Source organism: Anoxybacillus sp. J5B_2022, from assembly GCF_026847645.1.
In the GTDB taxonomy this organism is placed as follows: domain Bacteria; phylum Bacillota; class Bacilli; order Bacillales; family Anoxybacillaceae; genus Anoxybacteroides.
The window spans coordinates 1-717 of sequence record NZ_JAPSMC010000167.1 but is presented as its reverse complement, the minus strand read 5'-3'; the positions used below and the strand labels follow the sequence as shown (position 1 = coordinate 717).

Annotated in this window: 1 protein-coding gene; it reads left to right on the top strand. The window is 48.7% G+C overall.

Annotated elements, in window-relative coordinates; all coding sequences use genetic code 11:
- A partial coding sequence (locus tag M4I42_RS17050; protein WP_268853206.1) for an IS982 family transposase occupies positions 1–696 on the top strand: 696 nt, incomplete at its 5' end.
- Positions 697–717: the final 21 nt, after the last annotated feature.

Here is a 717-nt window from a genome sequence, read left to right as displayed (position 1 = left end):
GGCTTCTCTTCCGAACGTGCATGGCATCGCTTTGTGACTGGGAACTTGTTTACGGATGGACATTTTCTCGAACGTTCTCGATACAATCGCCGTTGTCGAGCGCTGCGCTTTGCGATCAAATGGATCCGCCATGAGCTGGCCAAACGTGGGCAACACCACGCCTATGCGGTAGTAGATAGCATGCCACTCGAATTGTGCCATACCGCAAGAATGTACCGAGTCAAACGATTTCAAGGAATCGCGGACATCGGGCTCTGTGCATCGAAAAAGCAGTGGTACTATGGATTTAAGCTCCATCTTCAGGTGACCAACCAAGGACTGCCCATGGGATACGTGGTAACGGAGGCGTCCTGTCACGATCGAACTGCAGCTGAAACCGTCATGACTCAAATTCCTCACCCCTATAACTTGGGTGACAAAGGATTCATCAGTAGCGAATTGCAAAAAAAGTTGTATGAAGAGTACCAAATCGCTTTTTGGACTCCATCTCGCAAAAACCAGAAACACCGCCCATCGGAATCATGGGAGAAATGGCTCAAACAAAAACGTAAAGTTATAGAGACGGTGTTCTCCGTCCTCGTTGACCAGTATCGTATGACAGAAATTCGTGCGAATTCGATTGCGGGATTTGAAGTAGCACTAGATGGCATCTTGTTGGCATATTCACTTGTCACACTTGGGCTAGTTGAGCGCTAGCGCTCAACTAGCACCACGGGT